18 protein-coding genes, 1 tRNA gene and 1 rRNA gene are annotated in these 23,965 nt (G+C 54.3%); 8 read left to right on the top strand and 12 right to left on the bottom strand.

Translation table 11 applies throughout. The features are described from left to right. Positions 1–111: 111 nt before the first annotated feature. From AC1M2H_RS24110 to AC1M2H_RS24080, 7 genes are all read right to left on the bottom strand, one after another. Entirely contained in the window at positions 112–270 is a 159-nt protein-coding gene (locus AC1M2H_RS24110; protein ID WP_041143845.1) for a YqaE/Pmp3 family membrane protein, read from the bottom strand. Positions 271–1,150: 880 nt separating this feature from the next. Next, positions 1,151–1,845, bottom strand: a protein-coding gene (locus AC1M2H_RS24105; protein ID WP_480147781.1) for an IS1 family transposase whose coding sequence is annotated in 2 segments (ribosomal slippage) — positions 1,151–1,599 and positions 1,599–1,845 — 696 coding nt in all. Because the reading frame shifts where the segments join, the coding sequence is not laid out codon by codon here. A gap of 36 nt (positions 1,846–1,881) precedes the next feature. Next, complete coding sequence (locus tag AC1M2H_RS24100; protein ID WP_480149360.1) at positions 1,882–2,262, bottom strand: hypothetical protein; 381 nt, start codon at positions 2,260–2,262, stop codon at positions 1,882–1,884. Positions 2,263–2,275: 13 nt separating this feature from the next. Continuing rightward, entirely contained in the window at positions 2,276–4,819 is a 2,544-nt protein-coding gene (locus tag AC1M2H_RS24095) for a fimbria/pilus outer membrane usher protein (protein ID WP_480149359.1), read from the bottom strand. A 29-nt stretch (positions 4,820–4,848) separates the two neighbouring features. Next, positions 4,849–5,538: a fimbrial biogenesis chaperone gene (locus tag AC1M2H_RS24090; protein WP_480149358.1), complete on the bottom strand. Its 690-nt coding sequence runs from the start codon at positions 5,536–5,538 to the stop codon at positions 4,849–4,851. A 61-nt stretch (positions 5,539–5,599) separates the two neighbouring features. After that, positions 5,600–6,166 (bottom strand): fimbrial protein, encoded by a 567-nt coding sequence (locus tag AC1M2H_RS24085; RefSeq protein ID WP_480149357.1) that lies wholly within the window; start codon positions 6,164–6,166, stop codon positions 5,600–5,602. A 670-nt stretch (positions 6,167–6,836) separates the two neighbouring features. Beyond that, on the bottom strand, positions 6,837–6,989 hold the full coding sequence (locus tag AC1M2H_RS24080) for a hypothetical protein (RefSeq protein WP_480149356.1): 153 nt from the start codon (positions 6,987–6,989) through the stop codon (positions 6,837–6,839). A gap of 156 nt (positions 6,990–7,145) precedes the next feature. Here AC1M2H_RS24080 and AC1M2H_RS24075 point away from each other — a divergent pair, with 156 nt between their 5' ends. From AC1M2H_RS24075 to yjeJ, 4 genes are all read left to right on the top strand, one after another. Beyond that, positions 7,146–7,490, top strand: a complete 345-nt coding sequence (locus AC1M2H_RS24075; RefSeq protein WP_480149355.1) for a hypothetical protein — start codon at positions 7,146–7,148, stop codon at positions 7,488–7,490. A 61-nt stretch (positions 7,491–7,551) separates the two neighbouring features. Next, complete coding sequence (locus AC1M2H_RS24070) at positions 7,552–8,835, top strand: HlyD family secretion protein (protein WP_480149354.1); 1,284 nt, start codon at positions 7,552–7,554, stop codon at positions 8,833–8,835. After that, the gene (locus AC1M2H_RS24065; RefSeq protein ID WP_480149353.1) at positions 8,828–10,972 is read left to right on the top strand and encodes a peptidase domain-containing ABC transporter; all 2,145 of its coding nucleotides are present in this window, start codon (positions 8,828–8,830) and stop codon (positions 10,970–10,972) included. Before AC1M2H_RS24070 ends, AC1M2H_RS24065 begins: the two co-directional genes overlap by 8 nt. Next, on the top strand, positions 10,969–11,817 hold the full coding sequence (gene yjeJ / locus AC1M2H_RS24060) for a YjeJ family protein (RefSeq protein ID WP_480149352.1): 849 nt from the start codon (positions 10,969–10,971) through the stop codon (positions 11,815–11,817). The genes AC1M2H_RS24065 and yjeJ overlap by 4 nt, the downstream gene beginning before the upstream one ends. A gap of 64 nt (positions 11,818–11,881) precedes the next feature. Here yjeJ and AC1M2H_RS24055 read toward each other — a convergent pair whose 3' ends face one another. Genes AC1M2H_RS24055 through AC1M2H_RS24040 form a run of 4 tightly spaced genes read right to left on the bottom strand, consistent with a single transcriptional unit; the run spans position 11,882 to position 18,117 of the window. Then, positions 11,882–15,034, bottom strand: coding sequence for a CusA/CzcA family heavy metal efflux RND transporter (locus AC1M2H_RS24055; protein WP_480149351.1), 3,153 nt, complete (start codon positions 15,032–15,034; stop codon positions 11,882–11,884). Next, positions 15,031–16,329: an efflux RND transporter periplasmic adaptor subunit gene (locus tag AC1M2H_RS24050; protein WP_480149350.1), complete on the bottom strand. Its 1,299-nt coding sequence runs from the start codon at positions 16,327–16,329 to the stop codon at positions 15,031–15,033. Before AC1M2H_RS24050 ends, AC1M2H_RS24055 begins: the two co-directional genes overlap by 4 nt. A gap of 25 nt (positions 16,330–16,354) precedes the next feature. Then, positions 16,355–16,702, bottom strand: a complete 348-nt coding sequence (cusF, locus tag AC1M2H_RS24045; protein WP_480149349.1) for a cation efflux system protein CusF — start codon at positions 16,700–16,702, stop codon at positions 16,355–16,357. A 29-nt stretch (positions 16,703–16,731) separates the two neighbouring features. Then, on the bottom strand, positions 16,732–18,117 hold the full coding sequence (locus tag AC1M2H_RS24040; RefSeq protein ID WP_480149348.1) for a Cu(I)/Ag(I) efflux RND transporter outer membrane protein: 1,386 nt from the start codon (positions 18,115–18,117) through the stop codon (positions 16,732–16,734). 171 nt (positions 18,118–18,288) lie between these two features. On the opposite strand from AC1M2H_RS24040, the gene AC1M2H_RS24035 reads away from it, so the two are divergent. Together AC1M2H_RS24035 and AC1M2H_RS24030 are read left to right on the top strand one after the other, a co-directional pair. Further along, positions 18,289–18,972, top strand: a complete 684-nt coding sequence (locus tag AC1M2H_RS24035) for a copper/silver response regulator transcription factor (protein ID WP_480149346.1) — start codon at positions 18,289–18,291, stop codon at positions 18,970–18,972. Continuing rightward, entirely contained in the window at positions 18,962–20,410 is a 1,449-nt protein-coding gene (locus tag AC1M2H_RS24030) for a Cu(+)/Ag(+) sensor histidine kinase (RefSeq protein ID WP_480149345.1), read from the top strand. Before AC1M2H_RS24035 ends, AC1M2H_RS24030 begins: the two co-directional genes overlap by 11 nt. A gap of 49 nt (positions 20,411–20,459) precedes the next feature. Here AC1M2H_RS24030 and AC1M2H_RS24025 read toward each other — a convergent pair whose 3' ends face one another. Then, positions 20,460–21,581 carry a ribosomal protein uL16 3-hydroxylase gene (locus AC1M2H_RS24025; protein WP_480149344.1) on the bottom strand — a complete coding sequence of 374 codons (1,122 nt, stop codon included), beginning with the start codon at positions 21,579–21,581 and terminating at the stop codon, positions 20,460–20,462. Positions 21,582–22,183: 602 nt separating this feature from the next. On the opposite strand from AC1M2H_RS24025, the gene AC1M2H_RS24020 reads away from it, so the two are divergent. After that, positions 22,184–23,723 (top strand): 16S ribosomal RNA (locus tag AC1M2H_RS24020). Between the two features lie 166 nt (positions 23,724–23,889). After that, positions 23,890–23,965: transfer RNA gene (locus AC1M2H_RS24015), tRNA-Glu, on the top strand.

The raw sequence follows: 23,965 nt of genomic DNA, 5'->3' as shown, positions 1-23,965 counted from the left end.
CCGTTCAGCGGCGTCGTCGGCATGAAAAAGAGATGTTAGTAGCAGGCCAGCGTGGCGAAAAGTGACCTGGCATAAAGCACGGCGCCTGGGCGCCGTAATGGCGGGGGGCGGTTAATCGCGGGTTTGCACCCAGAACGCGTGAATCAGGCCGGGAATATAGCCCAGCAGCGTGAGCACGATGTTAAGAATAAACGCCCAGCCGAATCCTTTACCCAACAGTACGCCAAGCGGCGGCAGAATAATCGTTAAAACAACTCTCCAGAATCCCATATACGCTCCCTCTAAGTAGAATTAACCGTTTACCTGACTAAGCTTAGTCATTCTGCCCGAGAGTGCCAGTTTGTCCGGCGTTTTGCTCTTCTGCGTCAAGACGGACGGTAACGATCGCCGGGAATGGCGTTCCGCATCGGACACGCCGTCAACGCCGGTGATAGCGAAGGCTTTAGCGTTCTGGCTGATTTGTGATCGGGGCCTGTATAAAGGTGCCGCGTGTTTTAAACCTGAATACCCGCGGGTAAATGAAATGCTTGTCGGTTGTTATTTGGGTGTTTAAAATTAATTAAATAACGGCGCCGTCTGGTAACATCCTTTCTTAATATATAGATGTTATCAGTCGTTATTTTCAGTCTGCTGAGGCTGCCAATATTTTCGGAAGGTTAATGAATGTTTTAATATATTTCTGGAGAGCGTGGTGGCCGGCGTCGCAATACTCCAGCGTCTTTTAACATTTGCGTTAACTATTTCATGCATCTGGCCATCCAAAAATGAAGAACCAGGGGCGGAAGCTTGCTAAATATGCCGCCGGCGGATAGCTTGCCGAATTAATAATGGTATGGTTTACCGGCTGGAATACTTAATAAATTAAGCAATCTGGTAACATTTTTCAGGCCTGTCGGGATGCATTTGAATTTATACCTGGTTACATCAATGCCAACCTGGAAACAAACTGATAATCTATTTATGGATCTTGCTGAAATAAATAGATATCCCTCGCATTTCTCGCGTTGTGATATGGATTTTCTATAGCGGAACATAGTTAAATTCCATTTGTTAATCCTTATTTGATCGGTTAATATTTGCGCGAAAAATTTTCTATCACTAGCCGAATATACAACTCACTGATTTCAAAGACACTGGGTAATGCCTCCAATCAGTAGAACATGTACTTTTCGATGAAGGCACCGATGACCTTTTCGTGCAATTCGATGGAACGTGAAAAACATATTGTTTTGCGTGCCAGCCGCTTGATACGGGTTCGCAGCGTCAGATTGTTTCGCTCAATGCGCTGTGTGAAAATTTTACCAGTCAGATGTATCTCCTTCGGCACCTCTCTGGCATAACTGCCCCAGTTATCGCTGGTAATCATGCCGATGCTAAAGGGCGTCAACAGGGCCAACAGTTCCCGACATGTCTCATCGGTACGTGGGCCGAAAGTATAAGCCAGTACGCCACCCGTTTTGGTATTGTAAGCATACCAGAGCCAGTGCTGCCGGGCTTTACTGCCAACAAAGCCCCACTGCTCATCAAGCTCGCAGATGAGTGCCACATCGGCATGAGCGACAGGAGAAGCGGTTATCCGGGACGGCGAGAGCTTTTTAATGTCCGTATGACGGTATTGATACCGACCTTAAGAACTCTGGCGGTATCGCGGACGCCGGCACCGTTGTGTGCCAGTTCAACTATCTGTTCTTTTACACCGGGTTTTCTGGCTTCATAGGTATAAGCCAGCTGAAAAACGCGGCGACATGACCGGCAACGAAAGCGCTCGTGCCCGGAACAGCTGTGCCCATGGCGATAAACAGAATCGGAATGGCAACGAGGACAATGAACAGTAACGGTAGCCATAGAAAGCCCTAAATACCAGTAGCATATCATGGTTTTCTATCGATTGAAGGCATTACCGCTGAACTGAATACCAATGCCGGGAGCGCCGGTTTCATAAACCGGCATGCCGCGGACGGTTAGCCCCGGAACCGCTGGCCTGTTCACGACGACGATATATTGCGCCCCCGGATCGCAATTATAGAGTCGGTGGTGTAGATTCATCCCGCCTATCGTTCGGCTATAAAGAATTGAACCAACCGGAAGCGTCGGATCGGCCGATATATATGGATACAGCGTCATACCCTGACGCTCTTCTGTGCCACCATTGGGACCCTCATTACCCGCATAATCGGTATAAGAGCATAGCCGTGCAGCCGAAACCCCGCTGCAGAAAAATATCCCGGCCAGCAGTACAATCATTTTTTTCATTTTATTCATCTCTTTATGATTATTATCGGCACAGGGCTTCAGCCTGGCTGACTCCGGAAATTTTCTTCTTGCTGGCAGGAAGGGTATAGGCGGCGGTACATTTCTGCCCCGCATTTTTACCCCAGCTCACCGTCAGCACGCCCGTGGGCTGCAGGCCGGTCATATAGACCATCCCGGCGTCGCTCACTATACTGGCCTGGGATTTAGCGGCACCGGCAAGCGTGACCATCGCGCCAAAAGGCACCTCGCGGCCTGCAGCGGTTTTAAGACGAATAAATGCCCGCTGCCCAATATTCCCGGCATAGTTTGCGCGTACGATGGCGCCTCGGGTGGGGACAACCTGCTGCGTGGTCTGCATCAGCTCCATATCGTCGCCAAAGGATGTGCTATCCAGAGTAATATCGGTACCGCGGTAGGGGGTAATATAGGGAACGATGGCGTAGCCGCGATTGTCCGTGACGATAGTTGAATCTGAGGTGAGCCTGACGTTGTCCAGGCCCGGAGCTTTGATTAACACGGCCGCGTCGCTGATATTCTGCCCAAACGTTATTCCGTCCGCGTGGGCGATCAGGCTGCCGCTGGCGCCGTAGTCGACCCGCCGGCTGTGATTGTCGTAGCTGTAGCCGGCGTTTACGCTGCCGCGCGAGCCGTTATAGGTTCCCCTGAGATCGCCACTGTAGTGCTCACGGTTGCTGTAACCCTGCTGGATGTCCCATTCGAGATTATTGTTTTCCAGCCCGATGCCGCCCAACGAAACGTACTGATCGGTAGATCCCGGGCTACTCTCGGTTAGCTGATAGCTTGCATAGGTATTGGGCAGCCAGTTGCTCAGAGGGATGGAGACGTTTAGCGCGAGGCGCTGATCGTTACGCGCCTCACGGCTGGAACTGTGTGAACCCCAGGTGTAGCGGTTATAGCTATAGCCCAGATAATAGCTGATGCCATGCCAGCCGCCGTTATAGCCCAGGCTTAAGGATTTATTTGTACGCTTGCTATCCCAGTAATCTTCGATAAGCGCGCTGATGGACAGGCTCCCTCGTGATTTTCCCAGACTCTGATTTAGCGTCAGGTTGGTACGATTGCGCAAAGAACGCGCCAGGTAGTAGCGTCCGTTATCGGAATACGTATTGAGCACTTCGGACAGCGTGTTGAACCCTTTCGTCGAGTAGCGATAGCCCGCGATAGTAAAGTTGGTTCCGGTTTCGATAATATTTTTACCGTAGCGTATACGCCACGACTGGCCGGACGTTTTATCGTCATAGCGTTTTTTAGACCATGCCTGGGTCACGTCTGCCGACAGGGCGCCAAGGCTGGCGAGGTTATATCCCAGCCCGCCAGAAAGGGCCTGATATTTTGCCGATGCCTGCACGCCGCCAAAAATCGTGGCGCTGGTTGATAAACCGTATTTGGCGGTGGCCTGGGTGAAAGGGGTTTCATCGATGGTGCCGACGTAAGGGCGGTATTTTCCCGAGGTGATTTCATACTCGAACTGATTTTCCCTGAGCATGACCGGCAGGGCCGCAAAGGGAACGATAAAGTTCTGCCTCGAGCCGTCGGACTCTTCAACCGTTACGTACAGATCGCCGCTTCCGCCGCTGGGGTACATATCCGTAATTTCAAACGCGCCCGGGGCAACGTAGGTCTGATAAACCTGGTAGCCATTCTGCTTGATCACCACGCGGGCGTTGGTTTTAGCAATACCACGAATCACCGGGGCATAGCCGCGCATGCTCTCCGGGAGCATGCTGGTATCCGTCGCCAGCTGCACGCCGGAAAAGGGGACGCTGTCGAATATGCCGGATAAAGAAGAGCTTTCGCCGAGAATCAGATTGCTGCTGATGGAGCGCAGGCTGCGCTGGAGATAAAGATAGGCGGAATCAAAATGAGCTGATTCCCCCTTACTTTTGTTCCACATGCCAAGGTTTCTGATGCGCCACGGGCCGATATTTATCCCGGATACCAGATTCAGGCCGTAGTATTCATTATCGTTTTTAAAATCCTGCGAGCCGTTAAACTGATAGTTCACAAACAGGGCGTTTATGCCGTCATCGAATTTTTCCGGCGGGATGTAGTCGTTGGCCACCGTGCTCATCGCGGCCTGAGGCGTGGAAATATCCAGGCGCTGGGCGGTGAAGTCGAAAATCGTTTTGCCGTCCGGAATGATATCGAAATTGGCGCAGCCCTGTTCATTCTCTTTCATTTCGGGGAATGATTTAACCCGGACGCCATACCGGGAAAGCTCTTCCAGCGTAAAGCAGGGGGTAAGGTTTAACTGTTTATCAAGCCTGCTGTGCTCGGTCGTAACAAACTTAACGTTTTTGGTTTCCACATAGCGGCCATTAAAAACGACATCGACCCGGTAGTCGCCCGGCGCCTGAGCGTTGACCGACTGATAAATTGACAGATCGGGAACGCTGGATGCATCACCTCCGTTGGCTGAGGTAATAAATGCGGGATCGAAGAATTCACGCGCATTCACCGTAGTGTGAATGCTCGTCGTCATTATAGTAATAATCGCTATGCAGAGCGTAGATAGCCTGAAGGTATCTCTGTGTTCTATTGGCATAAAAACATCCATTTATAAATGCGAACTGTTTATGGCAATCTCGATGAATAGAGGGAACCTGCACCTCCATAATCATTGACTATTTTCCACGTTACTTTGGTAGCATTGCCGCCATCTTTTAGCGTGATAGCTTTTGATGAAAAAGGTTCGATGAATTTAATGTCTGACTGATATTCACTGGCACCAATTTGTACGTTTCTAAAATAGAAGAAAAACGGCGTCGGGTTTTTTATCGTTAGCCGCTTCCCTGACTTCCGCCACTCTAATTTGCCGGCTTCGGCATTATTGGATAATTCGGCTAACGCTTTTGGCCTGTAAATCAGCCGCATGCGATGGCGAACGGCGAGCTGTATGGTATTTCTTTTCGCATAGGTATCATCAGACGGCGGGATAGCCATAATGTTGAAAAAGTAAGACGATTCGCGATCGGTCGGGGCATTAATAGTGGCGGTGGAGAATATACGGACGGTGTTTTTCTGTTTCATCTCCAGGCGAAAAAGAGGCGGTGTGACCATAAAGGCAGGTTCTTTTCCCTCTGGTGCTTCAACCCACGATTTGATCAGATAAGGCATCTCGTCTTTATTATCAATTTGCGCAGATATCTCGCGGGCGCCTTCTTTATAAAGATAGCGGGTTGATTCGATAACAATTCCCGCATGCGCAAAGCCGCTCAGCATCATGGCGAAGGCAATGATTGCCTTGATCATCATCTGGTACATTAGATTCCTTCAGCATTTAATTAAAAGGGCCTGCTGGATTCGCAGGCCCTTTAAGAATTAATTAGATGGTGTAATCAATGGTAAAGGTTGCAACGCCTTTAACCGGGCCTTCAGTAACCGGGTTTGCGCCGTTGACTTTCACGTAGCCAGCGACGTATTCCAGGTTAGTTGTTTGATGCGGAGTATAGGCTTCGGCAACCGGAGTGCCATCGAACTGGATACGAGAGCTGTTGCTCAGTTTCTGGATACCGATACCGATGTTTTCAGCGCCATTAGGGGCAACGTTGTCCAGAATTTCAGGAGATGCAGAGGTTGTACCGGTAACTTTAACGCTCAGGCCAGTTACGTTGTTTTCATCCGGGCCACCGACAGCACAGTCGCTCACCTGGAAACCAAATTTCTGGTTTTTAAATAAGGTATTAGCAGCCTTACCGGTTGCTTCAGCTGTGGTTACGGTCATTAACGTAACGATACCGTTATTAAGAGTACCGGTCGGCGTTACGACGCAAGAGGTCTTAGAGTCTGTTACATCGCCCTGGATAGTGACTTCAGCCTGGTTCGATGCAAAAACCTGAGCGCTGAAAGCAGTAGCGGCAGTAATAACCATAGCCAGAATTGTTTTTTTCATCCGTTTAATCCATTCATTTAAAGTTAATTTATTAATTACCGGAAAAGAAGCCGAATATAGTCTTCAGCAACTTATCCCGTATGTATCCATATATACTTACTTTGCAACCCTTGCGGCTTGTATGGGTAAGTGCCGCTATATTAATCCCGGCCGGTTAAAATACTCATCTGAATTTTTTTCAATAAAACTTAATACATATAAAAAGTCGACCGTTGCGGGCCGGAGGCGGTTTCCCTGAGCGGCAGAAAGGGCGCTCGTAGCGGGCGCTATAGGGCGGTATGGCGGCAAAAATTATTCGCGGAGATAAAACGTGAAGTTAAACAAAGTTAATATCTACAAAGATTCTATTCAGCCTGGTCTGAAAACCGGGAGCGGTAGCACTCTTTGGGGGATGATATATTAGTGAAACGCTTATAATCATCGTATTAACGCGACGGCTCTCCCGTTTATTATTTGTGGCGGCGGTCATATCGCTGTTATCGAACGCGGTAACGCGTTGAAAGTCATTGTACCAGGCAGATAAAACGCTGAGATGGCCTTCAGCGCGAATTCAGGTCTCTTATTTAAGGGCCGTAGAGTGGTGGGTATGCCGGGCGTCTCTTTTGCTAAATGCATCGTATCTTGTTGTTAATGCTTGAAAAATATCATTTACTTTTGTGATTCACAAAAATTAATAGCGGCCTGTTGCGATAGAACCAGCCTGAACTGGCCCGCTATCGGAGCCGCGGTGAGAAGAGGGACCATGCGTATGGTCGAGGTTTATAGAGAACAGATTGAGTCCTGAAAAATTATTGTCCTGACGATAGCCGCTTTTCTTATTCATATTTGCACTTCTTATTTTACTCTTAACTTTGGATTATTCATGAAACTAAAGTTGTTTTTTTACAGGAAGTGCCGAAAATAGCCTCCCATCAGCACAGCATATGTGATTGATAAATTTATACCATCTGGAATATACAACTTAAATTGATAAGGAATAATGATGAAAGAACTTTCTCTTGAAGAAATGAACGTCGTTTCTGGCGCTTACTCCTGGAGCAGTCCTTGGGATATTTTTAGCAATATCGGTGAAGCTGTAGTAAGCGCAACGCTGGGTGCGGTTGCCGGTTTTGCTACTGGCACAATCATTGGCGGAAAGCACGGCGGTGACGGCGGCGGAGTTCTCGGATTCGGCACTATCGGCCAGGGCGTTGGGATGATCGGTGCCGGTATTATCGGTGGCATCACCTGCGGTATCGGCGGGCTGATCGTCGGTTTCGAGGACACCTGGAAATATACCCAAACAGCACTTGATGGTTTTCTTGACGGTACCTTCAAGCCTTAATTTTGGCTAGCTTCCATTTTGGCCCGATGCGTCGGGCCTTTTTATATCAGGTCAGGTACTCATGGGTAAAGGATTGTTCAGGCAGGAAGCAATAGAGCATCAGAGAAGCTACTGGCAAGGAAGAGTTATTCTGTTTGGCGGCGTTTCACCCTTAGTTGTTTCCGCATGCTGTATTGTTTTTTTAGCTGTCATTATTGCCATGCTCGGCTTTTTTAAATACACCAAAAGAATTGACGTCGCCGGAGAGGTTATCACTCTGCCTCATCCTCTTAATATATCCTCACCGCAGCCTGGCTCGATTGCCAAACAGTATGTCGAGGTTGGCGATGTGGTTAAGAAAGGTGCGGTATTATTTGAGCTTGATGTATCCAAAAACACCGACGTCGGCAACGTCAGTGATACCAATGTTTCGATGGTGAAGGCCAAGATTGTCAACGCTGAAGATATCATAAAAAAACTAAAAGCGAACAAAGATGATTTTATTGGTACCACGCGTCGCCAGATTCAGCGCTATGAACGCTCCCTTGATGAAACTGAGAAAATGCTGACGACGGCCAAAAAAGGCCTTTCACATATTGAGACCTCGCTGCAGAACTATAGCAGCTACCTGCAGCGAGGGCTGATCAATAAAGATCAGTACAATAATCAGCACTCTCTTTTCGTCCAGCAGCAAAATGCGTTTCAGTCGCTATCATCGCAGAAAATGCAGATAGAGCTGCAGCTCACCCAGACCCGCAGCGATTTAACGGTAAAGACCGCCGAGATTGATAATCAGATTACGTCACAATACAGCCAGCTGAGAGATCTGCAAACCCAGCTTATTGAAAACAGCGCGAGCGGAAGAATTTTAGTTAAGTCTACGATCGATGGCCGGGTGGAATCGATAGCCGTTACGCGTGGTCAAATGATCGAGGCCGGCAGCAGCTTAGCCCAGGTTAAGCAGCTCAGCGGAATTAATTACTATTTACTGCTATGGCTCCCCGATAACAGTTTGCCTTATGTCAAAATCGGCGACACCGTTAATATCCGCTACGATGCTTTTCCTGCGGATAAGTTCGGTCAATTTTCTGGCAAAGTCATGTCAATTTCATCAATGCCGGCTACCCGTCGGGAATTATCTGACTATGGCAACAGCCAGGCCAGTAGCAATACGTTACCCACGCTCTACAAAGCAATTATCAACGTTAAAGAGAAAGAGTTTATTTATAAGAACAGAACGCTTGTGCTATCTAACGGCCTTAAGGCGAAGAGCATCGTTTTTACCGAGGAAAGGCCGCTTTATCAGTGGCTGTTTTCACCAGTATACAAAGTAGTTCAGAGCCTTAAGGGACCCAACGATGAATAAAGACGTGCTTGATTCAATTTTTAGAAGGATCAACTTTTCACTTAAGAATAAAGTCCCGGTCATTATACAGTCTGAATCAACGGAGTGCGGCAACGCCTGCTTATCAATGATTTGTGGCTTTTACGGCAAAGATATCGATCTGTTCAACTTTCGCAATATCTACGGCTCCTCGTCGCAGGGGACGACGCTGAATGCCCTGGCGACGATTGCGCAGAAGGCTGGCCTGAAAACGCGCGCGCTATCTCTCGATCTGGAAGAGATTAGGGAACTCCGTCTACCCTGCGTGCTCCACTGGTCGTTGAATCACTTTGTGGTGCTGGTTGCGATAAAAGGTAAGCGCTTCGTTATTAACGATCCGGCGCTGGGGCGACGGGTAGTCCACCGTAAGGAAATATCAGAAAACTTCAGCGGCATTGCGCTTGAGGCATGGCCGGATAGCGGCTTCGTTCAGGAAAAGCAGCGCTCCCGGCTGAAGCTGCGGGAGTTAATGCACAACATCGTTGGCCTGAAGTCAGCGCTGACGAAAATATTGATGCTGTCGATAGTTATTGAAACGGTCAATTTGCTGCTGCCGATGGGCACGCAGGTTGTTACCGATCATGTTATTACCGCACATGATGAAAACCTGCTGCTGGTCATCTGCATCGGGCTAATGTTTTTTACGATTTTTAAAACCTGGGTCAGCATGCTCCGGGCGTGGGTTTCGCTAAAGCTGAATACGCTGACCGACGTGCAGTGGAAAACGAGCTTTTTTGATCATCTGATCGGCCTGCCGCTCGCTTTCTTTGAGAAGCGCCAGCTCGGGGATATACAGTCGCGGTTTGCTTCCCTGGATACCATTCGCTCAACCTTCACTAACAGCATTGTGAACGGAATTATTGACTCGATCATGACCATCGGCCTGCTTATTATGCTGAGCCTGTACGGCGGCTGGCTGGTGTGGGTTGTGCTGGGATTCACCCTTTGCTACGCCGCGATGCGCGCGATCACCTATAAATTTTATCGCGCCATTAATGAAGAGCTAATCGTCAAGCGCGCGCGTTCCGGCTCGCATTTTATGGAGTCGCTGTACGGCATCGCGACGATAAAGTCGCTTAACCTCAAAAACAGGCGCTCGCAGCACTGGCTGAATACCAATATTGATGTCAGCAACGCCGGCTTGAAGCAGACGCGTTTCGATATGCTGTTTGGTGGGATTAATACCTTTATTAACTCGGCCGATCAGGTTGTCATTTTATGGCTGGGGGCGCAGATGGTTATGGATAACACCATGACCATCGGGATGTTTATGGCGTTTAACGCCTATCGCGGCCAGTTTGCGCAGCGTGCCGCCGCGCTCATCGATCTCACTATGCAGCTGAAAATGCTGTCGCTGCATAACGAGCGTATTTCAGAAATTGTCTATAGCGAGCCGGAGGCGGAGCTGCCGGTAAGAAAGATTTTCGCAGACGATATCGGCGTCTCTTTAGAAGTGCAGAATTTGGCGTATCAGTACGATCGGTTGTCAAAGCCCGTTTTTTCTAACGTCAATATTAGCGTTGCCGCAGGAGAATCCGTCGCGCTGATCGGCGCATCGGGGGTCGGTAAAACGACGCTATTAAAAGTCATGTCTGGCCTGCTGACGCCGGAGCGGGGGGATATATTTATTGGCGGCTTTGATATTAACAAAATCGGTATTAATAACTTCCGCAGCAGCATCGCCTGCGTACTGCAGGAGGACCGCCTGTTTTCGGGATCGATTGCCGATAATATTTCCGGCTTCGATGATGGCATGGACCAGGCGCTGATCGTGGACTGCGCGATGAAATGCAATATCCATGAAGAAATTCTGCGCATGCCGATGGGCTATGAAACGATCATCGGCGAGCTTGGCGCCGGGATCTCTGGCGGCCAAAAGCAGCGCCTGCTCATTGCGCGGGCGCTGTATCAAAAACCGAAAATTCTATTTATGGATGAAGCCACCAGTCATCTCGATATTAATAATGAAAAGCTGGTCAACTCGGCGATTGAGTCTTTAAACATTACCCGAATTATTATCGCCCACCGTCCTTCAACCATCGCCTGTGCCGATCGGATTATTGATCTGGCAAAACTTACCCTGTTGCCACAGCAGCCTACTACGGAGACTATTTTATGAACATCTTAACGGGTATTAATACCGGGATAATTAAATCCCCCAACGCCGTGCTGGCGCTGGCCCTGAAGGTGCAAAGCGTCCTGACTGCAGAAATGCTGATGTACCTTCCGCCCGATCGGGTACAGGACCTGCTTTTTGCCGTTTTCAGCGGCTACCGCAGGCTGCAAATGATGTTCCGCGACGATCCTGAGGGCATCAGGGCGCGTACTATCGCCGATAGCGAGCGGCTGAACGGCCGCACGCTCTCCGTCACCCTTGATGAAATACAGAATCCCAGCGCCGCGCTTCGGGTAACCGATTTTGTGATGAAAGAGCGGCAGGATAAGATCGTCTTTCTCTTCTTTTTGCAAAATGAGGAGGTGATCTCTGTGGATTTGGCCGTCACCCAGATGGAGTTTCTGCTGAATCTGCTGTTAGCAACGATACACAAGTCCGAGGACGCCGCCTTTATTTCTCTGGCGCTACAGGGCAACGATTTTATTCCGTTCTATACCGTCGATTTTGCAAATATCGACAGCTGCGGGATTAACTACAATAAATTTAACGTGCCGGCATGGAAATTTTCAGCCTTCAGCGATTTTTATTCGCTGGTAATGATTGAGGGCACTGGCGATATTCCATGTGGGGCAATTATTAAAGCGCAGCCGGGGCTGGAGGCGAGCCGGATTAAGGCGATTGGCGAATTATTATTAAATAATAACTCATTGCTGGCGCCTTACCGGCAGCGCGCGCTGGCCTTTGAGTATCAAAAGATAGATCCCCAGGTGAAAGAAGAGGAGATGGAGAAGCTGCTGCGGGCGCATATTCAGCATCGAACCCTGAAGATGTCGCCATCAATGTGCTAGCCGCTCCTGCCAGAGTTAGCGAGGGCGAGCGGGCCGAAGCGCGTCCGGCCCGCTCGCCGCCGGATTATGCCCGCTGCGCCGGGCGCCGGTGCCGGTACAGCCACATCAGCTTATAGGCCGCCGGAATGATAAACAGCGACAGCAGCGGGGCGGTGATCATCCCGCCAATCATCGGCGCGGCGATGCGGCTCATCACCTCGGAACCGGCGCCGGTGCCCCATAAAATCGGCAGCAGGCCGGCGATAATCACCGCCACGGTCATCGCCTTGGGCCGCACGCGCAGCACCGCGCCCCGGTACAGCGCCTCGTCGAGCCCGTCGGCGCTGAAGGTCTCCGCGTTTTCCAGCGACGGCTCCGCTTCGATGGCGTGGCGCAGGTACATCAGCATCACCACGCCAAACTCCGCCGCCACCCCGGCAAGGGCGATAAACCCGGTGCCGGTCGCCACCGACAGATGGAACCCCATCCAGTAGAGGAACCAGATGCCGCCGACCAGCGCGAACGGCACGCTGGCGATAATCAGCAGCGCCTCGCCGAAGCGGCGGAACGCCAGGTACAGCAGCACGAAAATGATCATCAGCGTCATGGGCACCATCAGCTTCAGCTTCTGGTTGGCGCGCTCGAGCAGCTCAAACTGGCCGGAGTAGGAGACGCTGGTCCCCGGCTTGAGCTTCACTCCCTGAGCGATGGCCCGCTGCAGATCGTGAACCACCGAGACCATGTCGCGATCCCTGGCGTCGATATAGATCCAGCTGGTCGGGCGGGCGTTCTCGGTTTTCAGCATCGACGGGCCGGTTACCACCTTCACCTCCGCCACGTCGCCGAGGACTATTTGCTGCTGCAGCGGCGTCAGGATCGGCAGCTGGCGCAGGGCTTCCGGGCTATTGCGATAGCTCTGCGGGTAGCGGATGTTGATCGGGTAGCGCTCGACGCCTTCCACCGTTTCGCCGACCATCGCGCCGCCGATGGCCGATGAGACGAACAGCTGCACGTCGCCAACGCTCATGCCGTAGCGGGCGGCCTGCTCGCGATTAATGTCGATATTGAGATAGCGCCCGCCGATGAGCCGTTCCGCCAGCGCCGAGGTGACGCCCGGTACGGTGCGGGCCACGGCTTCAATCTGCTCGGCGGTTGCGTCGATGTCGGCGAGGTTTGTGCCGGAGACCTTAATACCGATCGGGCTTTTGATCCCGGTGGAGAGCATATCGATCCGGTTGCGGATCGGCGGCACCCACAGGTTGGCGAGCCCCGGCAGGCGCACGGTTTTATCCAGCTCTTCGACGATCTTCTCCATCGTCATCCCCGGGCGCCACTGATCCTGCGGCTTGAGCTGAATGGTGGTCTCGACCATCTCCAGCGGCGCGGAATCGGTGGCGGTCTCGGCCTTACCGGTCTTGCCGAACACGCGGGCCACTTCCGGCACCGTCATAATCAGCTTATCGGTCTTCTGCAGCATATCCGCCGCCTGCGAGGCGGAAATCCCCGGCAGCGTCGACGGCATATACAGCAGATCGCCTTCGTTGATCTGCGGCAGGAACTCGCCGCCCACCCGGCTGAGCGGCCAGATGACCGTCAGGATCGTCAGCGCCGCAACCAGCAGGGTCGCCTTCGGCCAGCGCAGCACCTTCAGCAGCAGAGGGTGATAAATGCGGATCAGAAAGCGGTTGAGCGGGTTGCTGCTCTCCGCCGGGATCTTGCCGCGGATCCACAATCCCATCAGGATCGGGATCGCCACGATCGCCAGCAGCGCCGCCCCGGCCATCGACCAGGTTTTGGTAAACGCCAGCGGGCCGAACAGCTTTCCTTCCTGCCCTTCGAGGGTGAAAATCGGGATAAACGACAGGGTGATAATCAGCAGGCTGATAAACAGCGCCGGGCCCACCTCCACCGAGGCGTCGGTGATGATTTTCCAGCGCGTCTCGTTGTCGAGGCGCTGCTGCGGATGCTGATGATCCCACTCCTCCAGCCGCTTATGGGCGTTTTCAATCATCACGATGGCGGCATCGACCATCGCCCCCACAGCAATCGCAATCCCGCCCAGCGACATGATATTGGCGTTCAGCCCCTGGAAATGCATCATGATAAAGGCGAAGCACAGGCCGAGCGGCAGGGAGATAATGGCGACCAGCGCCGAACGTACGTGCCAGAGGAACAGGGCGCAGACCAGCGCGACGACGATAAACTCCTCCAGCAGCTTCATGCTGAGGTTGTCAATGGCCCGGTCGATCAGCCGGCTGCGGTCATAGGTGGTCACCACCTCAACCCCTTCCGGCAGGCTGCCCTGCAGGGACGCCAGCTTGCTCCTTACGGCCGAAATCACTTCGCGGGCGTTCTTGCCGGAGCGCAGGATCACCACGCCGCCGGCCACTTCGCCTTCGCCGTTCAGTTCAGCGATGCCGCGGCGCATTTCCGGGCCGATTTGTACCCTGGCGACGTCGCGCAGATATACCGGCACGCCGCTGTCGCTGGTTTTCAGCACGATGCTGTTAAAGTCGTCGAGGCTTTGCAGATAGCCGCTGGCGCGCACCATATACTCGGCTTCCGCCAGCTCGACGGAGGAGCCGCCTGCCTCCTGGTTGGCGCTATCCAGCGCCGATTTCACCGCCGACAGGGTAATGCCGTACTGGGTCAGCTTCAGCGGATCGACCACCACCTGGTACTCTTTGACCACGCCGCCCACCGAGGCCACTTCCGAAACGTCCGGGATGGTTTTTAGCTCATATTTTAAAAACCAGTCCTGCAGCGAGCGCAGCTCCGCGAGGTCGTGCCTGCCGCTGCGATCGACCAGCGCGTACTCATAGATCCAGCCGACGCCGGTGGCGTCCGGCCCCATTTCGGCGCTGACGCCGGCCGGGAGCTTGCCCTGTACCTGGTTGAGGTACTCGAGCACCCGCGAGCGCGCCCAGTAGGGATCGGTGCCGTCGGCAAAAATCACGTAGACGTAGGAAGCGCCGAACTGCGAAAAGCCGCGCACCGTTTTGGCGCCCGGCACCGACAGCATGGTGGTGGTCAGCGGCCAGGTGACCTGGTTTTCAACGATTTGCGGCGCCTGGCCGGGGTCGCTGGTCTTGACGATCACCTGCACGTCGGAGAGATCCGGCAGGGCATCCACCGGCGTGTGGACGATGGTCCACGCCCCCCAGATGCTGAGGAACAACGCTCCCATCATCACCAGAAAGCGGTTGGCCACCGAGCGCCGGATAATCCACTCAATCATTTGTCATCTCCCCGGTGCGCATGCGCCGCGTTATCCGGCTTGTCCGACGCGGCGGCGGGCGGCTGCGCGCGCATCCGATCCAGCGCGCCGGAGATATTGGCCTCGGAATCAATCAGGAACAGGCCGCTGGCGACCACCTTCTCTCCTTCGCGAATGCCGGAGCGGATCGCCGTCATATCGCCGGACTGCTGGAAGACCTCGACCCGTTTCGGCACGAAGCGGCCGTCGCCGTCCACGGTGATGACCCGCTGCTCCGTGCCGCTGTCGATCAGCGCTTTCGACGGGATCAGCAGCATCGGCTGGCTCTGCGCGTTCAGCTTCAGCCAGGCGGTCATCCCCGGCTTTAGCGCCTCATCCGGGTTATCGACCTGCAGGCGCAGCTGCAGCGTGCGGGTAGCCGCATCCACGCCGGGCAGAATGCTCCATTTGCTGACGGTGAAGGTTTTGTCCGGCTGCGCCGGGACGGAAAGGACAAACTGCGAGGCGTCTTTAATCAGCCAGGCGATGGATTCCGGCACCGAGGCGCTAATCCACACCGGGTCCATGCCCTGAATTTTGGCCACCACGTTATCCCTGGCGATGTTCATCCCGGCACGTAAATCAAAGGCGGTGATCGCGCCGTCAATCGGCGCTTTCAGGGTGAAGCGGGTCTGAATTTTATTCGTCGCCTTCAGGCGGCGGATATCGTCATCCGGCATCCCGGCGAGGCGCAGCCGCTCGAGGATCCCCTCCACCTGGGTCGCGGTGCCGCCGGTTTCCCGCAGCAGCAGATATTCGCTCTGCGCCTCGACCCAATCCGGAATCGTCAGGTCGATCAGCGGGGCGCCTTGCTTAATCTTATCCCCGACGGTCAGCGGGTAGACTCTGTCGATGAAGCCCGCCGCGCGCGCCTGGACGATGGCAAACTGGTATTCGTTATAGCTGACGTTGGCCGGGAAGGTCTGCGCGTAGCTCAGCGGCCCGCGCGCGACGGCGGCGGTTTTAACGCCCAGATTCTGGGTTTGCGTCGGGTCGATGCGTACGCCCGGCGCGGCCGAGGGCGGCGCCTCTTCATCGGCGTATTTGGCCACCAGGTCCATATCCATAAACGGCGATTTTCCCGGCTTATCAAACCGCGTATTGGGGTACATCGGGTCATACCAGAACAGGACTTTACGCGCCTGCCCGGCGGCAGGCTCCGCGTCGCCCACAGGGTGCGCCGGCGCAAGCCCGATATAGAGACCCGCCGCAATTATGCCGCCAAGAGACATACTGCTGATAACGAGCGCAGCGGTTTTAAGTTTTAGAGAGACCATCGTAATGCGCTCCGTGAACACCTTATTAGTTAACGTGGATATCCTGTAATAAGGAGAGGCTGCCCTGCTGAATAAAGGTGAAGGTGACCTTATCGCCAGGCTTAACCGCGTTAAGCCGGGTTTGCGGGGTGATGGTGAAACGCATGGTCATCGGCGGCCAGTTCACCGCCGGGATGGCGTCATGGTCGATGGTGACTTTTTTCGTATCCATATCAATGATTTTAACTTCGCCGGTGGCGCTAATGGGCTGCGCCTGCCCGGCGGCGGACGCGGCGGGCATCATTTCGCCGTGCTGGTGCCCGGCGGCCTGGGCTCCGGCGGCTACGGCAGACAGAAGAAGACCAAAAATGACCGTTTTTGCGACATGATTCATGATTAACACTCCTGATATTCAATAATGGGTTATTCCAGCCAGCCGCCGCCGAGGGCGGCAAAGAGCTGAATTTCGTTAACCTGGCGGGCGTAGTTGAGATCCAGCAGGGCCTGCCGCGTGGCGAACAGCGAGCGCTCGGCGTCCAGCACTTCGATATAGCTCACCGCGCCGTGCTGATAGAGCGTTCTGGCGCGCTGGAGGGTGATTCGCAGCGAGTCGAGATAGCGCCGCTGGGCGCTGATTTGATCCGCCAGGCTCTGGCGCAGGGCCAGGGCGTCAGCCACCTCTTTAAAGGCGGTCTGGATTTTCTGTTCGTAATTCACCACCGACTGCTGCTGGCGGATTTCGGCGACGTCGAGATTGGCCTGATTACGCCCGGCGTTGAATATCGGCAGCTCGATTTTAGGGATGAAGTTCCACATCCCGCTGGCCGGATTAAACAGGCTGGAGAGGTCGGCGCTGCTGGCGGAAAGTGAGCTGGTTAGCGTAATCGACGGGAAAAAGGCCGCCCGCGCGGCGCCGATATTGGCGTTCGCCGCCCGCAGCCCGTGCTCGGCCTCTAAAATATCGGGGCGCTGGAGCAGGATCTGCGAGGAGAGGGCGGGCGGCAGCCTGACGTCGTGAATATCCGCCGTGTCGTCCGCCGCGTCGTCGGGCAGACGCTGATAGCTGCCCAGCAGCAGCTGCAGAGCGTTATTGGCCTGCGCCAGCTCGCCTTCCCGCCTGGCGATGTCGGCGCGGGTGCTTTCAATCACCCCGCGCGCCTGCTCCAGCGCCAGCACGCTGCTGCTGCCGGTCAGCAGCTGTTTTTCGATAAAAGCGTAGGACTGGCGGTAGTTTTGTAGCGTCTCGCGCGCCACGGCGAGCTGCGCCGCGGCCAGCCGCTGGTTGAAGTAGCTTTGCGAAACGTTCGAAACCAGCAGGATGTGCACCGCGCGCCGGGCTTCTGCGCTGGCGAAAAAGGCCTGCCGCTGCGCCTCGCTCATGTTTTTCAGGCGGCCGAAGAAGTCGAGATCGAAGCTGAGGTTCAGCCCGGCCTGATAGTCGCTGGTGGTGGCGGTATCGCCTTTGAGCTTTCCGCCGTAGGTGGTGCTGGCGGAGGTATCCAGCTGCGGATAGCGGTCGGCGTCGGTCACGCCGTACTGCGCCCGCGCCTCCTGTACTTTCAGGGTAGCCATGCGCAGGTCCCGGTTATCGACAAGCGCGGCGGCAATCAGCGATTTGACCTGCGGATCGGCGAAAAACGCGCGCCAGCCGGCGTCCTGATAGCCCGCAGGCGGCGCAACCAGTTTGTTCTGGCTGAGGGAGAACTGCGGCGGTACCGGCAGGGGCGGCTGCTGGTACTCCGGGGCCAGGGAGAGGCAGCCCGTCAGGATAAAAATAACGCTGAGTGAAATAAGCTTTAGCTGGCGCATGGTGGCAGATTTATCGGCTATCAAGGAATGTCTCGTACTTTACGCAACGGCGTCTGTTTGACGCGTGACGGGAAAATGACAAAGCTGTCATTTTCCTGAGAATTCATTGCTATCCGGTTTGGCTCCTCTAAAATTGAAAACCCGCACAACCGGCGCGTGAAGGAGCAGGTGATGAAGATTTTGATCGTCGAAGATGAGATGAAAACCGGTGAATACCTGACGAAAGGGCTGACGGAAGCCGGTTTTGTTGTCGATCTGGCGGATAACGGTCTGAACGGCTATCACCTGGCGATGACCAGCGATTATGACCTGCTGATCCTCGACATCATGCTGCCGGACGTGAACGGCTGGGATATCGTCAGAATGCTGCGTTCCGCCGATAAGGGCATGCCGATCCTGCTGCTGACCGCGCTGGGGACCGTTGAGCATCGGGTTAAGGGGCTGGAGCTCGGGGCCGATGACTATCTGGTGAAGCCCTTTGCCTTTGCCGAGCTGCTGGCGCGCGTAAGGACGCTCCTGCGTCGCGGGGCGGCGACGATCGTTGAGAGCCAGTTCCAGGTGGCGGACTTAACGCTCGACCTGGTCAGCCGTAGGGTGACCCGGGCGGGCTCGCGCATCACGTTGACCAGCAAAGAGTTTACGCTGCTGGAGTTCTTTATCCGCCATCAGGGCGAAGTTCTGCCCCGCTCGCTGATCGCCTCCCAGGTCTGGGACATGAATTTTGACAGCGACACCAACGCCATTGACGTGGCGGTGAAGCGGCTGCGGGGCAAAATCGATAATGATTTTGAGCCTAAGCTCATCCAGACCGTGCGCGGCGTCGGCTATGTGCTTGAGGTGCCGGATGGCGATTAAGCTGCTGCAGCGGCCTTTTTCGCTGGCGACGCGGCTGACCTTTTTTATCAGCCTGGCGACGATAGTGGCCTTTTTCGCCTTCACCTGGATAATGATCCACTCGGTAAAGGCGCATTTTGAAGAGCGTGACGCCCACGACCTCAGGCAGCTGGCCACCACGCTTGAGACGGTGCTCAACCATGCCGACTATCCCCAGGCGCGGCGGCTGGAGATCTTAAAGGACGTGATCGATGGCTACGCCAACGTCTTTATTTGCCTTGATGATGGCAGCGGCAAGATCCTGTTCCAGTCGCCGAACGGCCCCGATCTCAGCCATATCATGAGTACGCCGGGGCTTGCCGCCAGGCTGCAGGATGGCAACGTCGTCTCGTGGGTAGACCCGCATCCACGGGCGTTAAGCCATGACAATCACCAGATGCAGACCCGCTCCTGGCGGCTGATTATGCTGCCGCTTAGCCGCGCGGCGGACGGCAGGCCGGCCTACCGCCTGCTGATGGCCCTGTCGATCGATTTTCATCTTCACTATATTAACGAGCTGAAGGCGAGGCTGATTTCGGCGGCGACGATGATCAGCATCCTTATCATCTTTATCGTGCTGTTCGTGGTCTATCACGGACATAAGCCGATTCGCCGGGTCAGCCGGCAGATTCAAAATATTACCTCCCGCGACCTCGATGTGCACTTAAACCCGCAGTCCGTGCCGATTGAGCTGGAGCGGCTGGTGCTGTCGTTTAACCATATGCTTGAACGTATCGAGGATGTGTTTACCCGCCAGTCCAACTTTTCCGCGGATATTGCCCATGAGATCCGCACGCCGATCACCAACCTGGTGACCCAGACGGAGATTGCGCTCAGCCAGACCCGCAGCCAGAAAGAGCTGGAGGACGTGCTGTACTCCAATCTGGAAGAGTTCTCGCGGATGTCGCGGATGGTCAGCGATATGCTGTTTCTGGCGCAGGCCGACAATAATCAGCTGATCCCGGAGCTAAAAGCGCTGAATCTGGCCGATGAGGTCAGTAAGGTCTTCGACTTCTTTGAAGCCTGGGCCGAGGAGCGGGAAGTGGCCCTGCGCTTTAGCGGCAGCGCCTGCTGGGTGGTTGGCGATCCGCTGATGCTGCGCCGGGCGATGAGTAATTTGCTCTCTAACGCCATCCGCTATACGCCTGGCGGCCGGGCGGTTACCGTGCATCTGACGGAGGCCAGTGACCAGATCCAGCTGATCGTTGAGAATCCGGGAACGCCGATCCCTGCGGAACATCTGTCACGGCTTTTCGACCGCTTCTACCGTGTCGATCCCTCCCGCCAGCGTAAAGGCGAGGGGAGCGGCATAGGACTGGCGATCGTTAAATCAATCGTCACCGCCCATCGCGGTAGCGTGGCGGTGGAGTCCGACGCGCGCTCAACCCGCTTTATTCTGATGCTACCAAAACGAGCGTAATAACAGCAGGCCATAAAAAGAAGCCCGGCGGTGCCGGGCTTCGGGATGCTTACTCTTCGAAGTACCAGTAGCCCTGGTTGATAAGGCGCGTCAGCTCGGCGATAAATTGCGGGTTGTGCAGCGCCTTGCCCAGCTCATCTTTACCCAGTGAAGTGTAGCGGCACAGCGCATCCAGCGCGTCGGTATCGGTGATTGCCAGCGCTTCGCTGTTCACGAAGAAGCTGTCGCCGATATGCAGCACCCGCAGGCCGCTCAGGCGGGCCAGCGTTTCGCCGCCGCTCAGGGCATCAACAACCTCTTCTTCTGCATAAGGCGGCTCGGCCGGGGCTATGTCCAGGTCGTGACGCGGCGTGGTGGCAAAACCGCCGAACCACCGGGTGAACTCCTCCGGCTGGCTAATCATGTCGATCATCATTCCGCGCAGGCGTTCGAGCTCATACTCTTCTACCCGACCGGGATGTTCGCGGCAGGTCAGGTCCGGATCGCTGTAGTGCTCGCCGCCAAGATCGTTTTCCAGCGCGTAGTCGGCAAAGCTGCTGATCAGGTCGCGGCCGTTCGGCCCGCGGAAGCCAACGGAGTAGTTGAGCGCCGTTTCGTGGGTGATACCGTCGTGCGGGAATCCCGGCGGGATATACAGGATATCGCCCGGCGCAAGGTCTTCATCAATAATCGGTGGGAAAGGATCGACGTGCAGCAGCGCCGGATGCGGGCAGAACTGACGCATCGGCAGCTTGTCGCCCACGCGCCAGCGGCGGCTGCCCATGCCCTGAATAATAAAGACATCATACTGGTCGATATGCGGGCCAACGCCGCCGCCCGGGACCGAGAAGGAGATCATCAGGTCGTCCAGGCGCCAGTCAGGCAGCACGCGGAACGGGCGAACCAGCTCGGCGGCGGGCATATGCCAGTGGTTTACCGCCTGCGCCAGCAGCGACCAGCCGGTTTCGCCGAGACCATCAAAATGTTCGAACGGCCCGTTGCTGGCCTGCCACTGTTCGTTCACCAGGCTGACCAGCCGACTGTCGACTTCCGGTTCCATGGCCAGACCCGCCAGCTCGTCCGGGGTGATCGGATCGACGAAGTTCGGGAAAGCGTTCTTTAATACTACCGGCTGCTTTTGCCAGTACTTCTCTAAAAACTCGGGCCAGTTAATGTTCAGTTGATAAGCCATAGATTCACACCACTAAGGAAGAAACGGTCCTGATTATAGAAAGGTGTGAACCGAGGGCGCCTTGTCGTGAGTCAAAGCGGCTGCTTAATCCGCCGTTTGGGGCATCTCTAAGCCGGAGGGAATCATCTGCGCGCAGGCCGTCGCGCATTTTTGAAAAAACGGTATTTTGTCTGCAATGAGCCGCAGGCCGCGCCAGGACTGGGTTTTATCGGCTTCGGATATTTGTGAAATGGATGGGAAAGTTCAAATAATGAGCGCTTGATAGGTTTTTTGTATTTTATGGCTTGCCATACCAAAAGAACTCCCTATAATGCGCTCCCACTGACACGGAAAATGTGAACAACTTCACAGATTAAGCCGGATCGGAAGAGAAAAAATCCTGAATTAAAGGATTGACTCTGCAAGAGGAAAGCGTATTATACGCCACTTCGCAACGGTGAGCGAAAGCCGCGTTGCACTGCTCTTTAACAATTTATCAGACAATCTGTGTGGGCACTCAAAGTGACATGGATTCTTAACGTCTTCGGACGAAAAATGAATACCAAGTCTCTGAGTGAACATACGTAATTCATTACGAAGTTTAATTCAAGAGCATCAAACTTAAATTGAAGAGTTTGATCATGGCTCAGATTGAACGCTGGCGGCAGGCCTAACACATGCAAGTCGGGCGGTAGCACAGAGAGCTTGCTCTCGGGTGACGAGCGGCGGACGGGTGAGTAATGTCTGGGAAACTGCCTGATGGAGGGGGATAACTACTGGAAACGGTAGCTAATACCGCATAACGTCGCAAGACCAAAGTGGGGGACCTTCGGGCCTCATGCCATCAGATGTGCCCAGATGGGATTAGCTTGTAGGTGAGGTAACGGCTCACCTAGGCGACGATCCCTAGCTGGTCTGAGAGGATGACCAGCCACACTGGAACTGAGACACGGTCCAGACTCCTACGGGAGGCAGCAGTGGGGAATATTGCACAATGGGCGCAAGCCTGATGCAGCCATGCCGCGTGTATGAAGAAGGCCTTCGGGTTGTAAAGTACTTTCAGCGAGGAGGAAGGTGTTGAGGTTAATAACCTCAGCAATTGACGTTACTCGCAGAAGAAGCACCGGCTAACTCCGTGCCAGCAGCCGCGGTAATACGGAGGGTGCAAGCGTTAATCGGAATTACTGGGCGTAAAGCGCACGCAGGCGGTCTGTTAAGTCAGATGTGAAATCCCCGGGCTCAACCTGGGAACTGCATTTGAAACTGGCAGGCTTGAGTCTTGTAGAGGGGGGTAGAATTCCAGGTGTAGCGGTGAAATGCGTAGAGATCTGGAGGAATACCGGTGGCGAAGGCGGCCCCCTGGACAAAGACTGACGCTCAGGTGCGAAAGCGTGGGGAGCAAACAGGATTAGATACCCTGGTAGTCCACGCTGTAAACGATGTCGACTTGGAGGTTGTTCCCTTGAGGAGTGGCTTCCGGAGCTAACGCGTTAAGTCGACCGCCTGGGGAGTACGGCCGCAAGGTTAAAACTCAAATGAATTGACGGGGGCCCGCACAAGCGGTGGAGCATGTGGTTTAATTCGATGCAACGCGAAGAACCTTACCTGGTCTTGACATCCACGGAATTCAGCAGAGATGCTTTAGTGCCTTCGGGAACCGTGAGACAGGTGCTGCATGGCTGTCGTCAGCTCGTGTTGTGAAATGTTGGGTTAAGTCCCGCAACGAGCGCAACCCTTATCCTTTGTTGCCAGCGGTTAGGCCGGGAACTCAAAGGAGACTGCCAGTGATAAACTGGAGGAAGGTGGGGATGACGTCAAGTCATCATGGCCCTTACGACCAGGGCTACACACGTGCTACAATGGCATATACAAAGAGAAGCGACCTCGCGAGAGCAAGCGGACCTCATAAAGTATGTCGTAGTCCGGATCGGAGTCTGCAACTCGACTCCGTGAAGTCGGAATCGCTAGTAATCGTGGATCAGAATGCCACGGTGAATACGTTCCCGGGCCTTGTACACACCGCCCGTCACACCATGGGAGTGGGTTGCAAAAGAAGTAGGTAGCTTAACCTTCGGGAGGGCGCTTACCACTTTGTGATTCATGACTGGGGTGAAGTCGTAACAAGGTAACCGTAGGGGAACCTGCGGTTGGATCACCTCCTTACCTGAAAGAACCTGCCTTTGTAGTGTCCACACAGATTGTCTGATGAAAAGTAAATAGCAAGGCGTTTACGCGTCGGGAGTGAGGCTGAATAAGGCTGCTCGCTTTCTATTAATGAAAGCTCACCCTACACAAAAATATCACTCAGTGAGTGATAAGCAATTTTTGTGTCCCCTTCGTCTAGAGGCCCAGGACACCGCCCTTTCACGGCGGTAACAGGGGTTCGAATCCCCTAGGGGACGCCA

This window comes from Klebsiella sp. F11, from assembly GCF_056712265.1.
This window is presented reverse-complemented; position numbering and strand designations above follow the sequence as displayed.

What these genes read in the sequence shown, in the direction of transcription:
- AC1M2H_RS24025 (WP_480149344.1), bottom strand. Translation starts at nt 21,581, where the DNA reads ATGGCTTATCAACTGAACATTAACTGGCCCGAGTTTTTAGAGAAGTAC.
- AC1M2H_RS24090 (WP_480149358.1), bottom strand. Translation starts at nt 5,538, where the DNA reads ATGTACCAGATGATGATCAAGGCAATCATTGCCTTCGCCATGATGCTG.
- AC1M2H_RS24050 (WP_480149350.1), bottom strand. Translation starts at nt 16,329, where the DNA reads ATGGTCTCTCTAAAACTTAAAACCGCTGCGCTCGTTATCAGCAGTATG.
- yjeJ (WP_480149352.1), top strand. Translation starts at nt 10,969, where the DNA reads ATGAACATCTTAACGGGTATTAATACCGGGATAATTAAATCCCCCAAC.
- AC1M2H_RS24080 (WP_480149356.1), bottom strand. Translation starts at nt 6,989, where the DNA reads ATGAATAAGAAAAGCGGCTATCGTCAGGACAATAATTTTTCAGGACTC.
- AC1M2H_RS24095 (WP_480149359.1), bottom strand. Translation starts at nt 4,819, where the DNA reads ATGCCAATAGAACACAGAGATACCTTCAGGCTATCTACGCTCTGCATA.
- AC1M2H_RS24085 (WP_480149357.1), bottom strand. Translation starts at nt 6,166, where the DNA reads ATGAAAAAAACAATTCTGGCTATGGTTATTACTGCCGCTACTGCTTTC.
- AC1M2H_RS24070 (WP_480149354.1), top strand. Translation starts at nt 7,552, where the DNA reads ATGGGTAAAGGATTGTTCAGGCAGGAAGCAATAGAGCATCAGAGAAGC.
- AC1M2H_RS24075 (WP_480149355.1), top strand. Translation starts at nt 7,146, where the DNA reads ATGATGAAAGAACTTTCTCTTGAAGAAATGAACGTCGTTTCTGGCGCT.
- AC1M2H_RS24110 (WP_041143845.1), bottom strand. Translation starts at nt 270, where the DNA reads ATGGGATTCTGGAGAGTTGTTTTAACGATTATTCTGCCGCCGCTTGGC.
- AC1M2H_RS24040 (WP_480149348.1), bottom strand. Translation starts at nt 18,117, where the DNA reads ATGCGCCAGCTAAAGCTTATTTCACTCAGCGTTATTTTTATCCTGACG.
- AC1M2H_RS24065 (WP_480149353.1), top strand. Translation starts at nt 8,828, where the DNA reads ATGAATAAAGACGTGCTTGATTCAATTTTTAGAAGGATCAACTTTTCA.
- cusF (WP_480149349.1), bottom strand. Translation starts at nt 16,702, where the DNA reads ATGAATCATGTCGCAAAAACGGTCATTTTTGGTCTTCTTCTGTCTGCC.
- AC1M2H_RS24035 (WP_480149346.1), top strand. Translation starts at nt 18,289, where the DNA reads ATGAAGATTTTGATCGTCGAAGATGAGATGAAAACCGGTGAATACCTG.
- AC1M2H_RS24100 (WP_480149360.1), bottom strand. Translation starts at nt 2,262, where the DNA reads ATGAATAAAATGAAAAAAATGATTGTACTGCTGGCCGGGATATTTTTC.
- AC1M2H_RS24030 (WP_480149345.1), top strand. Translation starts at nt 18,962, where the DNA reads ATGGCGATTAAGCTGCTGCAGCGGCCTTTTTCGCTGGCGACGCGGCTG.
- AC1M2H_RS24055 (WP_480149351.1), bottom strand. Translation starts at nt 15,034, where the DNA reads ATGATTGAGTGGATTATCCGGCGCTCGGTGGCCAACCGCTTTCTGGTG.